Below are 16,241 nucleotides of genomic sequence, written 5' to 3' on the forward strand. Positions count from 1 at the left end.
CGGTCATGGAGATCGAGATCTACGCCGACGTGGTCTGCCCCTGGTGCTACATCGGCAAGCGCCGCCTCGAACAGGCCCTCGCGTCGTACGACGGCGAGGTGACCGTCAGGTACCGGCCGTTCCAGCTCGACCCGTCGCCGGTGACCACGTCCCGACCGCTGCTCGACGCGCTGGCCGCGAAGTTCGGTGGCCGGGAGCGGGCCGAGTCGATGGCCGGCCAGGTGACCCAGGTGGCCGCCGGGGTGGGGCTGACGTTGAACTTCGACCGGGCGGTGAGCGCCAACACCTTCGACGCGCACCGGCTGGTCCGGTTCGCCGACGAGCACGGTCGGGCGGGTGAGCTGGTCGAGGCGCTCTACCAGGCGCACTTCACCGACGGGGTCGACGTCGGCTCGCCGGAGGCGTTGGTGGCCCTGGCCGTCTCGGTCGGGCTGGACGAGGGCGAGGCGCGCGAGTACCTGGCCTCGAACGCGGGTCGTCGTGAGGTGGCCGCCGACCTGACCACCGCCCACCAGCTCGGGGTGTCCAGCGTGCCGACCTTCGTCCTGGCCGGCAAGTACGGCGTCACCGGTGCGCAGGAGCCCGAGACGCTGCTCGCCGCCCTGACCGAGGTCGCCCAGCGGGAGTCGGCCGCCTGACGCCCCGCGCGCCGGGGCGACATCGACGGGCACGATGTTTCACGTGCAACAACATCGATGAATGCGAATGACTATGCGGGCCGGGCCAGGCCCTCCACCACCCGCGCCCCGGGCAGCGCGCCGAGCGCCGGCCCCGGCAGGGCGATCTTGCTGTGCCGTACGCCGGAACCGATGATCACATGCGGGGTGGCGATCACCCGGGCGTCGACCAGGATCGGCCAGGACTCGGGCAGCCCGATCGGGGTGATCCCGCCGTACTCCATCCCGGTCGACTCGACCGCCTCGGCCATCGGGGCAAAGCTGGCCTTGCGGACGTCCAGCGTCCGGCGGACCACCCCGTTGACGTCGGCCCGGGTGGTGGCGAGCACCACGCAGGCGGCGTACCGGATCTCGCCCTCCCGCTTGCCGGCGATCACCACGCAGTTCGCCGACACGTCCAGCCCCACCTCGTACGCCGCGCAGAAGGCCGCCGTGTCGGCCAGCGTGGCGTCGATCGGGGCGACCAGGACGGCGTCCACGTCGACGGGGGCCTGTGCCGGCCACGCCGTCAGCGCGGCGGCCACCGGTGCCGCCAACAGGTCGGGGCGGGTCCGGGCGGGCTCGGTCTGCAAGGTTCCCATCACGGCAGCGATCCTCGCACCCCTGGCGACCGGCCGCCCGACGGGCCACCCCGCAGGTCAGCGCGGAGCGCCACGGGCCGACAGGTCAGTTGCCGCCGAGGAAGCTGTTCTCCCGCAGGAACGCCCGGTCGTCGGCCGACGCCGACTGCGCACCCCGCAGCACCTGGGGCCGACGGGCCTCCAGATCCTCCATGCCGTGCCGCACGGCGAGACGGATCACCCCGTAGAGGAAGACCAGACCGAAGACGTAGAGCAGCACCGTGACGACGAAGACCACCATGGGGTCACGGTAGGCAGGACCGGAACCCGTAGCCGGCTCATCTTCGGCCGGTCCCCCGTACGTGTCGACCTCACTTCAGCAGGTCCACGACGGTCAGCACGAGGAAGAACCCCACCACCGCCTCGCTGATGATCCACGAGTGCCGGTCCGCCCAGTCGCGCATCCGGGGCAGCACCCGGTCCGCCCGCTTCCCGAGCAGCAGCAACGCCAGCAGGGGCAGCGCGAGCAACAACAGGGTCAGCAGCACGAACGGCACCAGGTGCCACCACGGCAGCCCGTGCCGGGCGGCGGTCGCCCCGACCGTCACCATGGTCAGGTCGTCGGAGGGCATCACCACGAACAGCAGCAGGCCCAAGCGGAACGCGTACCCGAAGCCGGCGTGCTGGAGGCGGCCCATCCACGCCGGCTCCCCGGCCGAGTGCCGGCGCAGGAACACCACCACCGCCAGCACCACCAGCAGCGCCAGCACCACCCAGTCGATGACCGTCTCGACCGGCTTGCGGCCACCCCCGCCGCCCCCGCCGGCCGCATCCCTGACCAGGCGGAAGACCAGCCAGGCGAGGGTCGTACCGGCGGACACCACGAGCGCCGCGCCAGCCAGGAAGCCCAGCGACGCCCGGCGGGGCCGGTCACCGGAGGCGAGGAAGACCGCCGCCACCAGCTGCGTACCGGCCACCATCACCACGGCCATCGGCAGGATCGTCAGGACGTTCATCGCCCACCATCCTCGCCGCCGGGCCGGCCCGTCCGACGGGATTCCCCGGGATCAGGCGGGACCTCCCCGGGCCGGCACCACCCGCCCGGCGAGCAGCGCGCCGAGCAGCGCACACGCCACCGCCACGGCGAGCGTCCCCGCGTACCCGGCCGGGCCGGGCGTCGTCCCGGCGGCGAGCACCGTGCCGGTCAGCGCCAGCACGGTGGCGGTGAACAACGAGTCGGCCAGTTGCAGCGAGGAACTGTTGCGGCCCTGCTCGTCGGGGGCCGACAGAGCCAGCGTCAACACCGACAGCGACGGGAACGTCAACCCCATCCCCAGCCCGGCCACCGCCCAACCGGCCACCGCGACCGCCACCGGCACCGCCGGCCAGACGGCGAGGGCGACGGTGGCCGTGCCCGCCGCCACGCAGGCCAGCCCGAGCCGGGGCAGGGTCGCCGAGGACCGGGGCGGCGGCAGCCGACTCTGCGCCCAGGAACCCACCGACCAGGACAGCGCGCCGACGGTCAGCACCAGCCCGGCGGCGGTCGGCGAGAAGCCGCGTTCCCGGGACAGCATCAGCGGGATGACCACCTCCGCGCCCGCGAACGCCGCCGCCGCCAACCCGCGCAGCCCCACCACGGTGGGCAGGCCCCGGGCCGCCCGCAGGAACCCCGCCGGCAGCAGCCGGGGCGCACAGACCCCCAGGCCGGCCAGGGCCACCGCCACCAGGGTCACCGCGAGCACGCCGCGCTGCTGCCCCCCGTGGTGCAGCAGTGCGGCGCTCACCCCCGCCCCGGCCGCCCACCCGATCCGGGCCGCCGCGCCCGCCGGTGGCCCGGCCGGCGACGGGCGGTGCAGCGTCCGCAGGCCCGACTCGACCAGCAGCACCGCCGGCAGCGCCACCACCGGCACCGCGAGGAACACCCACCGCCAGCCCAGGTACTCCACGATCAGCCCGGCCACCGCCGGCCCGACCAGCGCCGGCACGACCCACGCCGCCGCGAACGCGGCGAACACCCGACGCCGCAACTCCTCCGGGTACGCCTGCCCGACCACCACGTACAACGCGACGGAGAGCAGTCCGGAGCCGAAGCCCTGCACCGCCCGGCCGACCACCAGGGTGCCCATCGCGTCGGCGCTCCCGGCGACGAACAGGCCGGCGACGAACAGGCCGACCCCGGCCCACATCGGCCCCCGCGGCCCCCGGGCGTCGCACCAGATACCGGAGAGCACCATGGCCAGCACACCGGCGGCGAACGAGCCACCGAAGGCGAGCGCGTACAGCCCCAGCCCGTCCAGCGCGCGGGCCACCGTGGGCATGGCGGTGCCCACCGCCAACGCCTCGAAGGCGAGCAGCGACACCAGGGCGACAATGCCCACCGTCATCGCCCGCAGGCGCGGGTCGTACAGGCGGGTGGCCGGGGTGAGGGTGGCGGTCACCGGACGACGCCGGGCGGTACGTCGGACATGCGCCCAGCCTGCGACCTGCACCCCGGTTCAGGTCAAGGGTGAGCCCGGTCTCGTCAGGCCGATTCCAACGCCTCGCCGAGCCCCTTGGCCAGCCCCGACAGGTGCTGGTCGGCGAGTAGGTGGCCGGCGGTGACCACCAGGGCCAGCGGCCACTCGATGACCTGGAGGGCGGCGAGCAACCCCACCCCGGCGTAGTAGGCGAGCTTGTCCGGTGGCGGCACCGCCACCTCACCGAGCATCGGCACCTCCACCCGCCTGGTGTACGCCCGGACCGTCTCCCGGGCACCGCTGAGGTCTCGCGTGATCGTGCTCATTCCGGCCTCCCTGCCTAGCCGTCGGGTCGTCAGCCGGATTCCACGGGCAACGCCGTCCATGCCCCGCCCCCGACGGAAACTTCCCCCGCCCGGGGGGCATAACGGACGCCCGGCCGGGAAGCCAGGCCGCCTGACGAACGCGGGAGGCGAGATGGCGTACGGCGGCAGTGGGCGGGACCGATCCGGCCGTACCCCTCGATGACCACGCTGGGCCGGGTGGCCGGCCGGGTGCTCCCGTCGGTGCCGGTGCCACCGCTGCTCGGCGAGGCGTCCCGTACCGTCGGTTCGGCCGCCGGCCGGCTGGCCCGGGTCGCCGGGTTGGCCCGCCGTCAGGTCTGGTCCCGCGACGGCCGGCACCACATCGAGGTGCACGGCGTCTGCCAGGACGGCGGCGACCGGCTGGCCCGTCAGGTCGAGGCGGCGTTGGAGCGGATGCCCGGGGTGGCCTGGGCGCGGGTGAACGCCCCCTCCGGCCGGGTGGTGGTGGCCGTCGGGGAACCGAAGCCGAAACTGCGCGACCTGATCGACACGGTGACCCGGGTCGAACGGATCTGCCCGCACGAGCCGGACCCGGAGATCCCGCCCCCGCACCCGCCGGAGGACGGGCCGCGTACCCCCCGCACGCTGGGCGCGCTCGCCTCCGACGCGCTGGGCCTGACCATCTCCGCCGCCACCCGCATCCTGCCGTTCACCCCGGTGCCGGGTGAGGTGGCCGGCCTGCTCAGCGCCGTCGACCTGCACCCCCGGCTGCACGACCTCGCCGGCCGGGGCTGGCGGGCGGACCGGCGCACCGAGGTGCTGTTTCCGCTCGCCGAGGCGGTCGTGCAGGGCCTCACCGGCGGCTGGGCGGGCATCGTCCTCGACGGCGCGCAACGGATCGTGCAGTGGGGTGAGGCGCGCGCCCAGCTCACCGCATGGACCCGCGCCGAGCCGGGGCTGACCGGTGACCCGGAACGCGCCGTCGCCCGCTCACCAGGCCCCGGGCGGCCCTGCCCCCGGCCCGACGGCCCCGTCGAACGGTACGTCTCGACGATGCTCGCCACCGGGGCAGCCGCCGGGGCAGCCGCGTGGCCGGTAGTCGGCCCGAAACGGGCCGCCGCGCTCGCGCTCGCCGCGCTGCCCAAGGCCCCCGGCAGTGGCCGCGAGGGGTACGCCGCCCAACTCGGCCGGGTGCTGGCCCACCGCGGCGTGATCGCCATGGACCGCAGTGTGCTGCGCGAACTCGACCGGATCGACACGGTGGTGCTGGACGCGGCCGTACTCGGCTCGGACCGGGGTGTCCTCGCCGACCTGGCCCCGCTGGCCGGCACGGACACCGGGGAGGTTGCCGGCCGGGCGTTCGCCCTCTTCGACCCCGACCGGCCGGACGACGTACGCGAGGCCGACGGCTGGCGACTCGGGCCGCTCGCCGGCCTCGACGCCGCCGACCCGGGTGACACCCCGCAGAGCCGACGGCTGCGCGCGACGGACGGCCCCCTGCTCGGCCTCGTCCACGACGGCACCCTCGCCGCCGTCGTCCGGGTCGCCCCCGAGCCGGCACCCGGCGTCGACGTGCTGCCCGCCGCCGCCCGGCACGCCGGTCTGCGCCTGGTGGTCGCCGGCCCCGACCCGCAGCGGTACGGCTTCGCCGACGCGGTGCTGCCCGGCGGGGACCGGCTCGCCGGCTCCGTCCGGGCCCTGCAACGCGACGGCGCGGTGGTGATGCTGGTTTCGGGCGACCGGGTGGCGCTGGCGGCGTCCGACTGCGGGCTCGGCACGGCCGGCCCCGACGACCTGCCCCCGTGGGGCGCCCACCTGCTCGTCGGCACCGACCTGCGGATCGTCGCGCTGCTCATCGAGGCGGCCGGGGTGGCCCGACGGATGACCGGGCAGAACATCAGGCTCGCCATGGCCGGCACCGGCCTCGGCGCGCTGGGCGCGTTCACCGCCGCCGTGCCGCAGCTGCCCGACCGCAGCCTCTTCGCCGTCAACGGTGCGGCGGCGGTGGCCTTCGCCAACGGGGTGTGGCGGGCCCGCCGGCTGCCCGGCCCGGACGGGTCCCCGGCACCGGCCGCCACCGCCTGGCACCTGATGCCGGTCCCGACCGTGCTGCGTCACCTCGACACCGGCCCGAACGGGTTGACCGACGCCGAGGCGCAACGCCGGCACCGGGTCGACCCGGACCCGTCGGGCGGACCGGTCGGCCTGTTCCGGGCGTTCGTCGACGAGCTGGCCAACCCGCTCACGCCGGTGCTGGCCGCCGGTGCGGTCCTGTCGGCGGCGTTCGGCTCGCTCGTCGACGCGGCCCTGGTCGGCGGGGTGGTCGGCGGGTCGGCGCTGGTCGGGGCGGTGCACCAGCGCAACACCGACCGTGCGCTGGCCGAGCTGCTGTCCCGCTCGGCGGTCACCGCCACGGTGCTGCGGGACGGGGTCGAACGGGTGACCGCCGCCGAGGACCTCGTCCCCGGCGACGTGGTGCTCCTCGGCCCCGGGGACGCGGTGCCGGCGGACTGCCGGGTGCTCACCGCCGACGGTCTGGAGGCCGACGAGTCGTCGTTGACCGGTGAGTCGCTGCCGGTGCCCAAGGGGGCCGCCCCGGTGGTCGCCGCCGCCCTGGCCGACCGTTCCTCCATGGTGTACGAGGGCACCACCGTCGCCACCGGTCGCGGCACCGCCGTGGTGGTCGCCACCGGTTCCGCGACCGAGTCGGGGCGGAGCCTCGCGCTGGCCCGGCAGGCCCCACCGGAGAGCGGGGTGGAGGCCCGGCTCGGCCGGCTCACCCGCTCGGCGGTCCCGCTGGCCGTGGCCTCGGCGGTCGCGGTGGCCGGGGCGGGGCTGCTGCGGGGCGTACCGCTGGGGCAGACGGCGGCGACCGCCGCGAACCTGGCGGTGGCGTCGGTGCCGGAGGGGTTGCCGTTCCTGGTCAGCGCGGCCCAGCTGGCCGCCGCCCGACGGTTGGCCGAGCACGGCGCGCTGGTCCGCAACCCGCGCACCATCGAGGCGCTGGGCCGGGTCGACGTGCTCTGCTTCGACAAGACGGGCACCCTCACCGAGGGCCGGCTGCTGCTCGCCGGGGTCGGCGACGGCGAGCGGTTCGCACCCGTCGACCGGCTCGACGACGGGTTGCGCCGGGTCCTCGCCGCCGGGCTGCGGGCCACCCCCGACGCGGCCGATCCGCAGGAGCTGCCGCAGCACACCGACCGGGCGGTCCGGTACGGCGCGCGGCAGGCGGAGACCACGGAGCAGACCGGCGCGGCCGGCTGGGCTGCGGTGGGTGGGCTGCCGTTCGAGCCGTCCCGGGGCTACCACGCGACAGTCGGGCGCGCCGCCGACGGTCTGCTGCTGAGCGTGAAGGGCGCCCCGGAGACGGTGCTGCCCCGGTGTGGCGCGTGGCGTCGGCCGGACGGCCGGGACGAGCCGCTGGACGACGAACGCCGGGAGCGGCTGCACACCGTGCTCGCCGACCGGGCCGGGGCGGGGCACCGCATCCTCGCCGTGGCGGAGTGCCGGGCCGGTGCCGCGACGGTCACCGACGACGAGGTACGCGGGCTGGTCTTCGTCGGTTTCCTCGCCCTCGCCGACGGGATACGCGACAGCGCCGCCCCGGCGGTCCGCCGGATCAGGCAGGCCGGCGTGCACACCATCATGATCACCGGGGACCATCCGGCCACCGCCGAGGCGATCGCGTCGGCGATCAGCCCGGATGCCGACGGGCAACGGGTGGTCACCGCCACCGACCTGGACCAGTGGGACGACGCGGAGATCGGTGAACGGCTGGGCCGGACCGACGTGGTGGCCCGGTGCACCCCGGCGCACAAGGTACGGATCATCCAGGCGTTGCAGAAGTGCGGGCGGACCGTGGCGATGACCGGGGACGGCGCCAACGACGCCCCGGCGATCCGGCTGGCCGACGTCGGCATCGCCCTCGGTCAGCGGGGCACCCCGGCCGCCCGCGCCGCCGCCGACCTGGTGGTCACCGACGACCGGCTGGAGACCATCATCGCCACCCTGGTCGAGGGACGGGCGATGTGGTCGTCGGTACGCCACGCGCTGAGCATCCTGGTCGGCGGCAACCTCGGCGAGATCGCGTTCAGTGTGCTCAGCGCCGCCGTCACCGGCCGGTCGGCGCTCAACGGCCGGCAACTGCTCCTGGTCAACCTGCTCACCGACCTGGCGCCGGCACTGGCCATCGCCGTCCGGCCCCCGGACGCCGACCACACCGACGGGTTGCTCCGCGAGGGCCCGGACGCGTCCCTCGGCGGCACCATGACCCGGGAGATCGGGTTGCGGGCCGCCGCCACCACCCTCGGGGCGACCGCCGGCTGGACGGTGGCCCGGTGGACCGGCCGGGAACGACGAGCCGGCACGGTGGCCCTGGTCTCGCTGGTCGGCACGCAGCTGGGGCAGACCGTCCTGGCCGGGGGCACCAGCCCGACGGTGCTCGCGTCGACGGCGGCGTCGGTCGGGGTGCTCGCCGCCGTGGTGCAGACGCCCGGGGTGAGCCAGTTCTTCGGCTGCACCCCGCTCGGCCCGGTGGGGTGGACCATCGCCGCCGGGTCGGCGCTCGGCGCGACCTTCGCCAACGGCGCGCTGACCCGGCTGGTGGAGCAGCTGCCGACCCGGGGACGGCCCGCCGACCCGAAGCCGGCGGGCTAGATCTTCGGCGGGGGTCAGGCCGGGGGCGGGGACCAGGTGGCGGCGGCGCGGCCCAACCGGTCGTTGACCGCCCGCCCGACCCCCTCGTCGGGGGCCGGTTCGGCGAGGATCTCGGTCACCCCGGCCGCGTCCAGCCGGTGCAGCGCGTCGAAGAGGCGGGCGGCGGCCTCGGTCACGTCACCGGTGGGCGACAACACCTCCACCGCCGCGTAGCCGGCCGGCGGGGCCGCCCGGAAGGCCAGGTAGCCCCGCCGGACGCCGCCGTTCGCCGCCGGCACCGCACCCGCCACCACCCGCAACGGGGTACGCGGCGCGTAGTGCGCGGCCAGCGTGCCGGGGGCCACCGGCTGCCCGGAGCTGCCCGACCGGACCGTCACCGGGCCGACCGCCGCGACGAGGTCCTCCACGGCGAGCGCACCGAGGCGCAGCACCACCGGCTGCGGGCCACGCGCGTCCACGATCGTCGACTCGATCCCGCACCTGGTCGGACCGCCGTCGAGCACCACGTCGACGGCCGCGCCGAGCCCGCGTACGACGTGCTCGGCCCGGGTGGGGCTGAGCTGCCCGAACCGGTTGGCGCTCGGGGCGGCCACCGGCACCCCGGCAGCCCTGATCAACGCACGGGCGGACGCCTCGTCGGGCACCCGCACGGCCATCGTGTCGAGGCCGGACGTGACGATCGGCGGGATCACGGCCGGCCGGTCCACGATCAGGGTGAGCGGCCCCGGCCAGAACCGCTCGGCCAGCGCCGCGACGGTCGGGGGCAGCCCACCGACGAGGGCCGGCAGGTCGGCGGCGTCGGCCAGGTGGGTGATCAGCGGATCGAAGCTGGGCCTCGCCTTCGCCTCGAAGATCCGCGCCGCGGCCCGGGCGTCCAACGCGTTCGCGCCGAGCCCGTAGACCGTCTCGGTCGGGAAGGCCACCAGCCCGCCGGCCCGCAGCACGTCGGCGGCCTCGGCGATGCCGTCGTGTTCGGCGGGCAGGACGCGGGGGAAGCCAGTGGTCACCCCCCGACGCTAGCCTGCCGTCGACGCCCGGACCGGTGCGGGTGGCCGTCGCCCGGCCGGTGGGGCGACGGTCGGCGCTCCCGGCCCGGTCACGCTCGCCGGCCAGCCGGGGACGACGTCGCGATGCCGCCTCACTCCGCCCGTCGGACCGGCAGGGACGGTTGTCCGGCCGGGTCGGGGCACGCTGACGGCCGGCCGCGCCGGGTCGCTGGAGGGTGACCCGGCAGGACTATTCCGCCGGGTCCGGTGCCGTCGCGGGCCGCCCGCCGGTCGGGGCGAACGACGCGCGTGGCGGGCCGGTCTCCGCCCAGCAGACGCCGCCCCGGAACTCGACGCCCGGGATGGTGTCGACGACCCGGGTGACGTCCGCGACGGAGGCGAGCGCCCGGGTGAGGTCAGCCCGTAGCTCTGCGCTGGCGGACGGCAGGTCGTCCTCCTCCTGCGCCCAGTCGACGTCGGCGGCGTGCAACTCGGCGACCGCGTGGTCGGTCAGCGCGGTCGGGTCGGTCACGGTGACGTCGATCCGGCAGTAGAGCTGGAGACGGCGGCTGCCCGGGTCACCATCGGTCGTCATGCGGCTCAACGGCTGACTGCTCCCATCGTGTGGAGGCTAGGGGATGCCCGCCGACCGTGCCGCCCCGCGCGGTCGGTCACCCTGCTGGAGAATTGCCGGCATGCTCCGCTCGCCGCGCGCCCTCCTGCTGGACTTCGGCGGTGTCCTGGCCGATGCGCCCCCGCAGCCGCCCGCCCCACCGGAACTCGTCCGACGGCTCTCCCGGCTCGTCGACGGCGCGGTGTCCGAACGGCAGATCGCCGCCGACCTGACCGGGGGCGCGCGACGGTACTCGGCCTGGCGCGACGACGCGGGCCGGACGGCCGACCCGGTGGAGCTGCCGCACGCCCGGGTGTGGGCGGAGTTCGTCACGGCATCGTGGCCCCGCCCGGCCCGCGACGCCGTCGACCGTGAGGCGACCTCCCTGTCGTACGCCTGGACCTGGCGGGCGGACTGGGCGGTGCGCCCAGGTATCCCCGAGGCGCTGGCGGCGGCCACGGGAGCGGGCCTTCCGCTGGCCGTGGTGAGCAACACCCTCTGCGGCGCCGCGCACCGGGATTTCCTGGCCGCCGAGGGGCCTGGCCGGGTCGTTCGCCGCCCAGTTCTACAGCGACGAAGCCGGTCCCCGGAAGCCCAACCCGCGCCTGGCGCTGCTGGCGGCGGAGGCCGTCGGGGTTCCGATCGGTGACTGCTGGTTCGTCGGGGACACCCTCGGTCGGGACGTCGAGTGCGCCCGCCGGGCCGGGGCGGGGGCGGCGATCCTGATGCGTTCCCCCCGCACCGACCGGGAACCACCACACCCCGCGGTCACCCCGGACGCCCGGGTCGAGGACGGCCACGGCCTGCTCGACCTGCTACGTCTGGCCCGAGGCTCCGCCGGCTGAGGAACGACCCGCCCGCATCGTGACGTCCGGGGTGCCGGAGGTACCACCCACGACATCCCGCATTTTGGCGGGTTCTCCTTTGCCATCGACTGGTAGGAATTCCGCGACCGGGCAATGTTGCCAGCGAAGGGTGGAATGGTGGCTGACGCGGGGAACCCGACCCGACACGTCGTCCTCATGGTCGACATCGAGCGTTACAGCGGGCGGAACAATGTGCTCCAACACCGCGCACAGCAGGCACTGGCAGAAGTCATGCGGGCGGCCTGGGAGGAGTTGGGCATCGTGCTGCCCGGGACGTTGCGCCAAGACAACGGTGACAGCCAGCTCGCGGTCCTGCCGCCGGAGACGAGTGAGCGGCGGGTCCTTCGGATCGCACCGCTCCTGGACCGGTTGTTGCGGGAGCACAACCAGGGCCTGTCCGCCGAGGCCCGGGTCCGGGTGCGGGTCGGCGTCCACCAGGGGCTGGTCCATCTCGACAGCGCGAACGGCTTTGCCGGCAGCGCTGTGGTGACCGTCTGTCGACTGGTCGACTCGCCGCAGCTCAAGAGCATGCTGCGCCGCTTTCCCCGGGCGGAGGTCGCGCTGGTCGTGTCGGATCTGATCTATCAGGACGTCGTCCGCCAGTATCAGGACCTGCCGCAGGATCAGTTCCTGCCGATCACCGCCAGCCTGCCGGACAAGGGTTTCGCGGCCCCCGCCTGGGTCTTCGTGCCGGGACAGGATGCCGCCGCATCGACCGTGCCGGACGCGTTCCCCGCCGATCCGCAGGAACGGACGGACCTGAACCGGGTGGACCGTCCTCAGGAGGTCGGCACGCCACAACCGCCGGCTGCCGGGCAGGTGTTCCAGCACATCACGTCGCACGGACCGGCCGCGTTCGGCAACGGGAACACCGTCACGACGTACGGTTCCGCCGACGACACCCGTCCGGGGCGGTCACCGCGGTGAGTACCGTCGACCCCCCTGCCGACCAGCCGGAGGAACCCCCCGTCCCGGCCCCGGGGAACGTCTACTCCGGGAACACCTCCCACGGGCCGACCGCCTTCGGTGACCACAACACCATCAACCAGGTGAACTACGGGAGCGTCCCGCCCACCCACTCGAGCGACGTCCTGTTGTCGAAAGCTCTGGAGACCCTGGCCGACGAGGTGGCGGTACGACGTCAGCGGGACGAGGAACGCAGCGGGGTGCTCAGCCGCCCGCTGCCGGTGCGATGGGCGGCAACCGAGGTCGCCGAGGCGTCGATGGGCGAGGTCACCTGGTCGTCGCTCGGCCTGACCCCGGCACAGCCTCCCACCGGCGGCCTCGACGATCTCGCCGACCTGCTCACCCACCGGCTACCCCATCGCCGTCTGGTGATCCTCGGTGCGGCAGGGTCGGGCCGGACCGTGCTGGTCACCCGGCTCGTCAGCACCCTGCTCAAGGAGCGGCTTCCCGGTCAGCCGGTCCCGGTGCTGTTGCCCGCCGGGACGTGGAACCCGGGCAAGCAACTCCTGCGTGACTGGATGGCGGAGCAGTTGGCCGGGGACTACCCGCATCTGCGAGCGTCGGTGCCCCTGTCCGGACCCCGTAAACGCCTCTTCGGCAGCCGTAAACGCCGGACGCTGGCGGCCTACCTCGTCGACAGGAACCTCGTGCTGCCCGTCATCCAGGGCCTGGACATGATCGGTGACGGGCTACGCGAAGAGACGATGAACGCGTTGCACGAGCTGGGGTCCACGGTCCCGCTGGTGGTGACCAGCCTCGTCGCGCCGTACCGGAGGGCGGTCGAGAGCGCGGAACGCGGCCTGTCCCGCGCCGCGGTGGTCGAGGTGTTGCCGCTCGCCTTTGCCGACATCCGGGGGTACTTCGCCCCCGAAGGGGTGAACAGTCGGTGGGGGCAGACGTTTCTCGATCTGGATGCCGATCCGGAAGCGCCGTTGACCAGAGCCCTGCGCACGCCGTTGCTGGTCTGGCTGGCCCGCACCACCTATGCCGGTGCCGCCGCCGACCCACGCGAGTTGTGCGACCGGGTCCGGTTCCCCGATCAGGCCGCCGTCGAGAATCACCTCCTCGACGGTCTGGTGTCGGTCGCCTATCCACCACAGCCGACGCCGGCCCGTCGGCGGGACACGGACGAGACCTGGCATCCCGACGATGCGAGGAGTTGGCTGCGCTTCCTAGCGCGGCACCTGCGCGACACGGATACCCACGAGATCGCCTGGTGGCAGCTGCACCGGACAATGCGGTTCCTCAGGCCGGCGCAGTACGCGGTGACGAATCTGCTGTTCTGGGCGTCGGTGTGGCTCGTCCACGGCAATCTCATCGTTACGGTCCTGTTCGCGGCCGTGACCACGCCGGTTGCGGTGAGTGAGCGACTCCGGACCCGACTCGGCTTCGTGCCGGCCACGCCGATCCACCGGGTGCAGGTCAGTGGACGCCGGTTGCGGCACCTCCTGCGTACGACATCCGTCAGGCTCATGCTGGCGTCCTTGCTGGCCGGCTCGGGAGTGGTGTTGTGGTACCTGTCAGGTGACAGCCTGCCGGGCATCATCGGTGGGCTCGGCCTGATGGCGTCGGCCGTGGTCGTTCCCGTCTGGAGCCTCCACCGACACAGGGTTAACGACCCATCCCGCGAGATCGTGATCGCCGAGGATCCCGCCCGCGCGGACAATCCCCTCGCCACCTTGCGGGCCGACCGCAGATCGGTGCTGGCACCCGCTGGCGCCCTGCTCGTCGCGGGGGTCACCCTGGCGCTGCTGTTCGGTGGTGGACTGCGGTCCCCGGTCGCCTACATGCTCGCGTTCGCGATCGGCTGGGTGGGCTACGGCGCCTGGACCGAGTATGCGATCGCGCGGGCCGTCCTGGCGATGCGGGGTCGGCTGCCCTGGCGGACGATGGCCTTTCTCCGCGACGCGGCCGAGCGGGGCGTACTCCGCCAGGTCGGTGCCGTCTACCAGTTCCGTCACCCCCGGCTTCGCGACCGGTTGGCCGCCGACCCTCCCGCACCGCCACGTCCCGACCACCTAGCCCCGCGGTAGCGCACCGTCCACGGACGACGCGCCCGGCACCTGGTGGACCGCGACGACAGCATCGAGCGGCAGAGCCGAGTAGACGTGCGGGAAGGGCTCACCGTCGGGGACGCCCTCCCAGCGCACCGCCGCGCCGAGAAGCCGGGCGTCGAGAGCGGCGACCACAAGCGCCGGCTCCTGCGCGAAGAACCGCAGCGCGGTCGCACCCACCTGCTCGCGCGAGGAGCAGTGGATGAAGCCGCTGCTGTGGTCGAGCGGTGAGCCGTCGAAGCGGCCGGCGGCCTCGAACTCGGCCCACTCGGCGGGCAGCAGGATCTTGTAAATCAGCACAGCCCAGGGTGGCAGATGGCCGGGTGATCCGCAGCCACCGCAACCCGTCAGCCTGGCCGAAGTTGGTCTGCGCCGGCGAAGGTACACGTGGGTTGTCCGGCCGGCGTCGGGTGCTGCGCGTGCCCGGTATCCCGCGCGTGTCCGGCCCGGCGGCTGCCGCTGTCGATCGCCTCCGCCTGCTATGCCGGTGGCGTGACCGGCCGCCAGGCTGCACGGGCCCCAGGACCTGTGGCCATCATGTGCCCGTTGATCTTCACGAGCTGTAACACCTGGTCAAGGGTGATGCTGGTGGAGCCCAGGGGACTCGAACCCCTAACCCCTGCCTTGCAAAGGCAGTGCTCTGCCAGTTGAGCTAGGGCCCCGAGGGCGGGTCGAGCCGCCGGGTGCTGGCTGGTCAGCGCAGGTCGGGCGAGGTGGTGGCCTCGTGCCAGAGGGCGCGCTCGTCGTTGGATTCCTTGACCTTCTTGGCCACCACAGCGGCGACGCCGATGATGCCGACCAGGAACAGAAGCTTCTTGAACATGGGGCGACCCCTCGCGCTCGACTCGACTGCCCGTCGGAACGGTGTGCGGTGGGGCTAGCTGGAATCGAACCAGCGACCTCAGAGTTATCAGCTCTGCGCTCTAACCGACTGAGCTATAGCCCCGCGTGGCGACGAGCAAGATTAACCCATCGCGTCGTCCGCTCCCAAATCGGGGTGGCCGACGCTCCCGCGCCTTCCCGACCGTACCGGTCGGCCCGCGACGGGGCGAGCCCTTTCCGCCCGCTCCCCGGGCCGGAGATCGATTCCGTTGAGCGGAGACAGCGGTATCGGGGCGGCCTGGACCACGGCTGGATCGACCCACGAGCGAGCGCCCCGAGCCAGGCGGAAAGCACGACGCCGGGGCGGCCGCTGTTCGCGGCGCCCCGGCGTCGGGTCGGATCAGTCGCGCTCGGCGAGCGTCAACTCGATCCCGCCGACCAGGTCGGCGCAGACGTTGTAGACGAACGCCCCCAGGGTGGCGAGCGCGGTGAACAGCACCACGTTGACCAGCCCGACGAGGGCGGACGTCAGGATGACGCCCTTCGCGGTGATCTGGAAGCCGCTGTCGGTGCCCTGCCCGCCACTGGCGCTGACCAGGTCGGTCAGGCTGTCGTTGACGCTCTGGAACACGCCCATCGCGTCCAACGCGAGGTAGAGCACCGAGGTCGCCACGACCACCACGATGAAGAGCACCACGGAGACGGCGAACGCGAACTTCATCACGGACCACGGGTCGATCCGCTTGAGGTTCAACCGGGCCCGGCGCGGCCCCCGGGAGGCGGCCGAGCTGACCGAGGTACGCGCGGCGCGTACCGCGTCACCCACCCGCGCCGCACCGACGGCGGCCGCACCACCGATGCCCGGGGGCAGGCCGCCACCGTTGGCGGGACGGGTGGTGTCCGGGCTCGGCCGGAAACCGCCGATCTTCGGCTGGGTGCCGGTCGTGGACGGGGAGGTCGCGGCCCCGACCGTGATCGGCTGTGTCGTGTTGCTCGACCGGCCCGCCGCAGCCACCGGCTGGGTGGCGGACGAGGGCGCATCGGTGCCGCCCGTCGGCTGGGGCTTGTCGGTCGTCCCCGAACCCTCACCGGGCTTGTCCGGCGGCGGTGCCATGCCGGGTGCCCGGGTGAACTTCGGGGCAGGCGCGTCGGCGGGGACGGTGGCCCGACCCACGGCGGCGCGGCCGGCGGGGGTTGTACCGCTCTTGGCGGCCTCCTCGTCGACCGGGGTGGCCGAGGTCCCCTTGTTCCCCGACTTCGCCTGTGTCTCCGTCATTCAA

The 16,241-nt window shown here is 74.2% G+C and carries 14 protein-coding genes, 2 tRNA genes and 1 pseudogene; 5 read left to right on the forward strand and 12 right to left on the reverse strand.

The genetic code is table 11. The annotated features are described in order from the left end of the window. Positions 1 to 5: 5 nt before the first annotated feature. Complete coding sequence (locus ACN267_RS24665) at positions 6 to 638, forward strand: DsbA family oxidoreductase (protein ID WP_421489748.1); 633 nt, start codon at positions 6 to 8, stop codon at positions 636 to 638. Between the two features lie 71 nt (positions 639 to 709). Here ACN267_RS24665 and ACN267_RS24670 read toward each other — a convergent pair whose 3' ends face one another. The 5 genes from ACN267_RS24670 to ACN267_RS24690 all read right to left on the reverse strand — a co-directional run bounded on the left by ACN267_RS24670 (position 710) and on the right by ACN267_RS24690 (position 4,019). Next, on the reverse strand, positions 710 to 1,258 hold the full coding sequence (locus ACN267_RS24670) for a YbaK/EbsC family protein (protein WP_204958389.1): 549 nt from the start codon (positions 1,256 to 1,258) through the stop codon (positions 710 to 712). 85 nt (positions 1,259 to 1,343) lie between these two features. After that, positions 1,344 to 1,538 (reverse strand): hypothetical protein, encoded by a 195-nt coding sequence (locus tag ACN267_RS24675; protein ID WP_088647200.1) that lies wholly within the window; start codon positions 1,536 to 1,538, stop codon positions 1,344 to 1,346. A gap of 70 nt (positions 1,539 to 1,608) precedes the next feature. Further along, complete coding sequence (locus tag ACN267_RS24680) at positions 1,609 to 2,253, reverse strand: GAP family protein (RefSeq protein ID WP_421489749.1); 645 nt, start codon at positions 2,251 to 2,253, stop codon at positions 1,609 to 1,611. A gap of 51 nt (positions 2,254 to 2,304) precedes the next feature. Then, positions 2,305 to 3,675, reverse strand: a complete 1,371-nt coding sequence (locus ACN267_RS24685) for an MFS transporter (protein WP_421489750.1) — start codon at positions 3,673 to 3,675, stop codon at positions 2,305 to 2,307. A gap of 83 nt (positions 3,676 to 3,758) precedes the next feature. Continuing rightward, the gene (locus tag ACN267_RS24690) at positions 3,759 to 4,019 is read right to left on the reverse strand and encodes a hypothetical protein (RefSeq protein ID WP_204958386.1); all 261 of its coding nucleotides are present in this window, start codon (positions 4,017 to 4,019) and stop codon (positions 3,759 to 3,761) included. Positions 4,020 to 4,217: 198 nt separating this feature from the next. On the opposite strand from ACN267_RS24690, the gene ACN267_RS24695 reads away from it, so the two are divergent. Further along, the gene (locus tag ACN267_RS24695; protein WP_421489751.1) at positions 4,218 to 8,654 is read left to right on the forward strand and encodes an HAD-IC family P-type ATPase; all 4,437 of its coding nucleotides are present in this window, start codon (positions 4,218 to 4,220) and stop codon (positions 8,652 to 8,654) included. A gap of 14 nt (positions 8,655 to 8,668) precedes the next feature. Here ACN267_RS24695 and ACN267_RS24700 read toward each other — a convergent pair whose 3' ends face one another. Together ACN267_RS24700 and ACN267_RS24705 are read right to left on the reverse strand one after the other, a co-directional pair. Then, the gene (locus ACN267_RS24700) at positions 8,669 to 9,637 is read right to left on the reverse strand and encodes an L-threonylcarbamoyladenylate synthase (RefSeq protein ID WP_421490490.1); all 969 of its coding nucleotides are present in this window, start codon (positions 9,635 to 9,637) and stop codon (positions 8,669 to 8,671) included. Positions 9,638 to 9,890: 253 nt separating this feature from the next. After that, positions 9,891 to 10,235, reverse strand: coding sequence for a hypothetical protein (locus ACN267_RS24705; protein ID WP_204958384.1), 345 nt, complete (start codon positions 10,233 to 10,235; stop codon positions 9,891 to 9,893). Positions 10,236 to 10,335: 100 nt separating this feature from the next. Here ACN267_RS24705 and ACN267_RS24710 point away from each other — a divergent pair. The 3 genes and pseudogenes from ACN267_RS24710 (at position 10,336) to ACN267_RS24720 (ending at position 14,118) form a co-directional block, all read left to right on the forward strand. Further along, positions 10,336 to 11,098 (forward strand): annotated as a pseudogene (locus ACN267_RS24710) (HAD-IA family hydrolase). Between the two features lie 177 nt (positions 11,099 to 11,275). Then, positions 11,276 to 12,046, forward strand: a complete 771-nt coding sequence (locus tag ACN267_RS24715) for a hypothetical protein (RefSeq protein ID WP_421489752.1) — start codon at positions 11,276 to 11,278, stop codon at positions 12,044 to 12,046. Continuing rightward, positions 12,043 to 14,118, forward strand: coding sequence for an NACHT domain-containing protein (locus ACN267_RS24720; RefSeq protein WP_421489753.1), 2,076 nt, complete (start codon positions 12,043 to 12,045; stop codon positions 14,116 to 14,118). Before ACN267_RS24715 ends, ACN267_RS24720 begins: the two co-directional genes overlap by 4 nt. Here ACN267_RS24720 and ACN267_RS24725 read toward each other — a convergent pair. The 5 genes from ACN267_RS24725 to ACN267_RS24745 all read right to left on the reverse strand — a co-directional run bounded on the left by ACN267_RS24725 (position 14,104) and on the right by ACN267_RS24745 (position 16,237). After that, positions 14,104 to 14,439: a DUF952 domain-containing protein gene (locus ACN267_RS24725; RefSeq protein ID WP_421489754.1), complete on the reverse strand. Its 336-nt coding sequence runs from the start codon at positions 14,437 to 14,439 to the stop codon at positions 14,104 to 14,106. The genes ACN267_RS24720 and ACN267_RS24725 overlap by 15 nt on opposite strands. 286 nt (positions 14,440 to 14,725) lie before the next feature. After that, a tRNA-Ala gene (locus tag ACN267_RS24730) sits at positions 14,726 to 14,801 on the reverse strand. Between the two features lie 32 nt (positions 14,802 to 14,833). Continuing rightward, the gene (locus ACN267_RS24735; protein WP_211291697.1) at positions 14,834 to 14,962 is read right to left on the reverse strand and encodes a DLW-39 family protein; all 129 of its coding nucleotides are present in this window, start codon (positions 14,960 to 14,962) and stop codon (positions 14,834 to 14,836) included. Positions 14,963 to 15,011: 49 nt separating this feature from the next. After that, positions 15,012 to 15,085, reverse strand: a tRNA-Ile gene (locus tag ACN267_RS24740). A 276-nt stretch (positions 15,086 to 15,361) separates the two neighbouring features. Beyond that, positions 15,362 to 16,237, reverse strand: a complete 876-nt coding sequence (locus tag ACN267_RS24745) for a DUF3566 domain-containing protein (protein ID WP_421489755.1) — start codon at positions 16,235 to 16,237, stop codon at positions 15,362 to 15,364. Between the last annotated feature and the right edge of the window lie 4 nt (positions 16,238 to 16,241).

Origin of the sequence: Micromonospora sp. WMMD734, from assembly GCF_049178975.1 — a bacterium.
GTDB lineage: Bacteria > Actinomycetota > Actinomycetes > Mycobacteriales > Micromonosporaceae > Micromonospora > Micromonospora wenchangensis.

What these genes read in the sequence shown, in the direction of transcription:
- ACN267_RS24695 (WP_421489751.1), top strand. Translation starts at nt 4,218, where the DNA reads ATGACCACGCTGGGCCGGGTGGCCGGCCGGGTGCTCCCGTCGGTGCCG.
- ACN267_RS24735 (WP_211291697.1), bottom strand. Translation starts at nt 14,962, where the DNA reads ATGTTCAAGAAGCTTCTGTTCCTGGTCGGCATCATCGGCGTCGCCGCT.
- ACN267_RS24745 (WP_421489755.1), bottom strand. Translation starts at nt 16,237, where the DNA reads ATGACGGAGACACAGGCGAAGTCGGGGAACAAGGGGACCTCGGCCACC.
- ACN267_RS24705 (WP_204958384.1), bottom strand. Translation starts at nt 10,235, where the DNA reads ATGACGACCGATGGTGACCCGGGCAGCCGCCGTCTCCAGCTCTACTGC.
- ACN267_RS24670 (WP_204958389.1), bottom strand. Translation starts at nt 1,258, where the DNA reads ATGGGAACCTTGCAGACCGAGCCCGCCCGGACCCGCCCCGACCTGTTG.
- ACN267_RS24715 (WP_421489752.1), top strand. Translation starts at nt 11,276, where the DNA reads ATGGTCGACATCGAGCGTTACAGCGGGCGGAACAATGTGCTCCAACAC.
- ACN267_RS24675 (WP_088647200.1), bottom strand. Translation starts at nt 1,538, where the DNA reads ATGGTGGTCTTCGTCGTCACGGTGCTGCTCTACGTCTTCGGTCTGGTC.
- ACN267_RS24665 (WP_421489748.1), top strand. Translation starts at nt 6, where the DNA reads ATGGAGATCGAGATCTACGCCGACGTGGTCTGCCCCTGGTGCTACATC.
- ACN267_RS24680 (WP_421489749.1), bottom strand. Translation starts at nt 2,253, where the DNA reads ATGAACGTCCTGACGATCCTGCCGATGGCCGTGGTGATGGTGGCCGGT.
- ACN267_RS24690 (WP_204958386.1), bottom strand. Translation starts at nt 4,019, where the DNA reads ATGAGCACGATCACGCGAGACCTCAGCGGTGCCCGGGAGACGGTCCGG.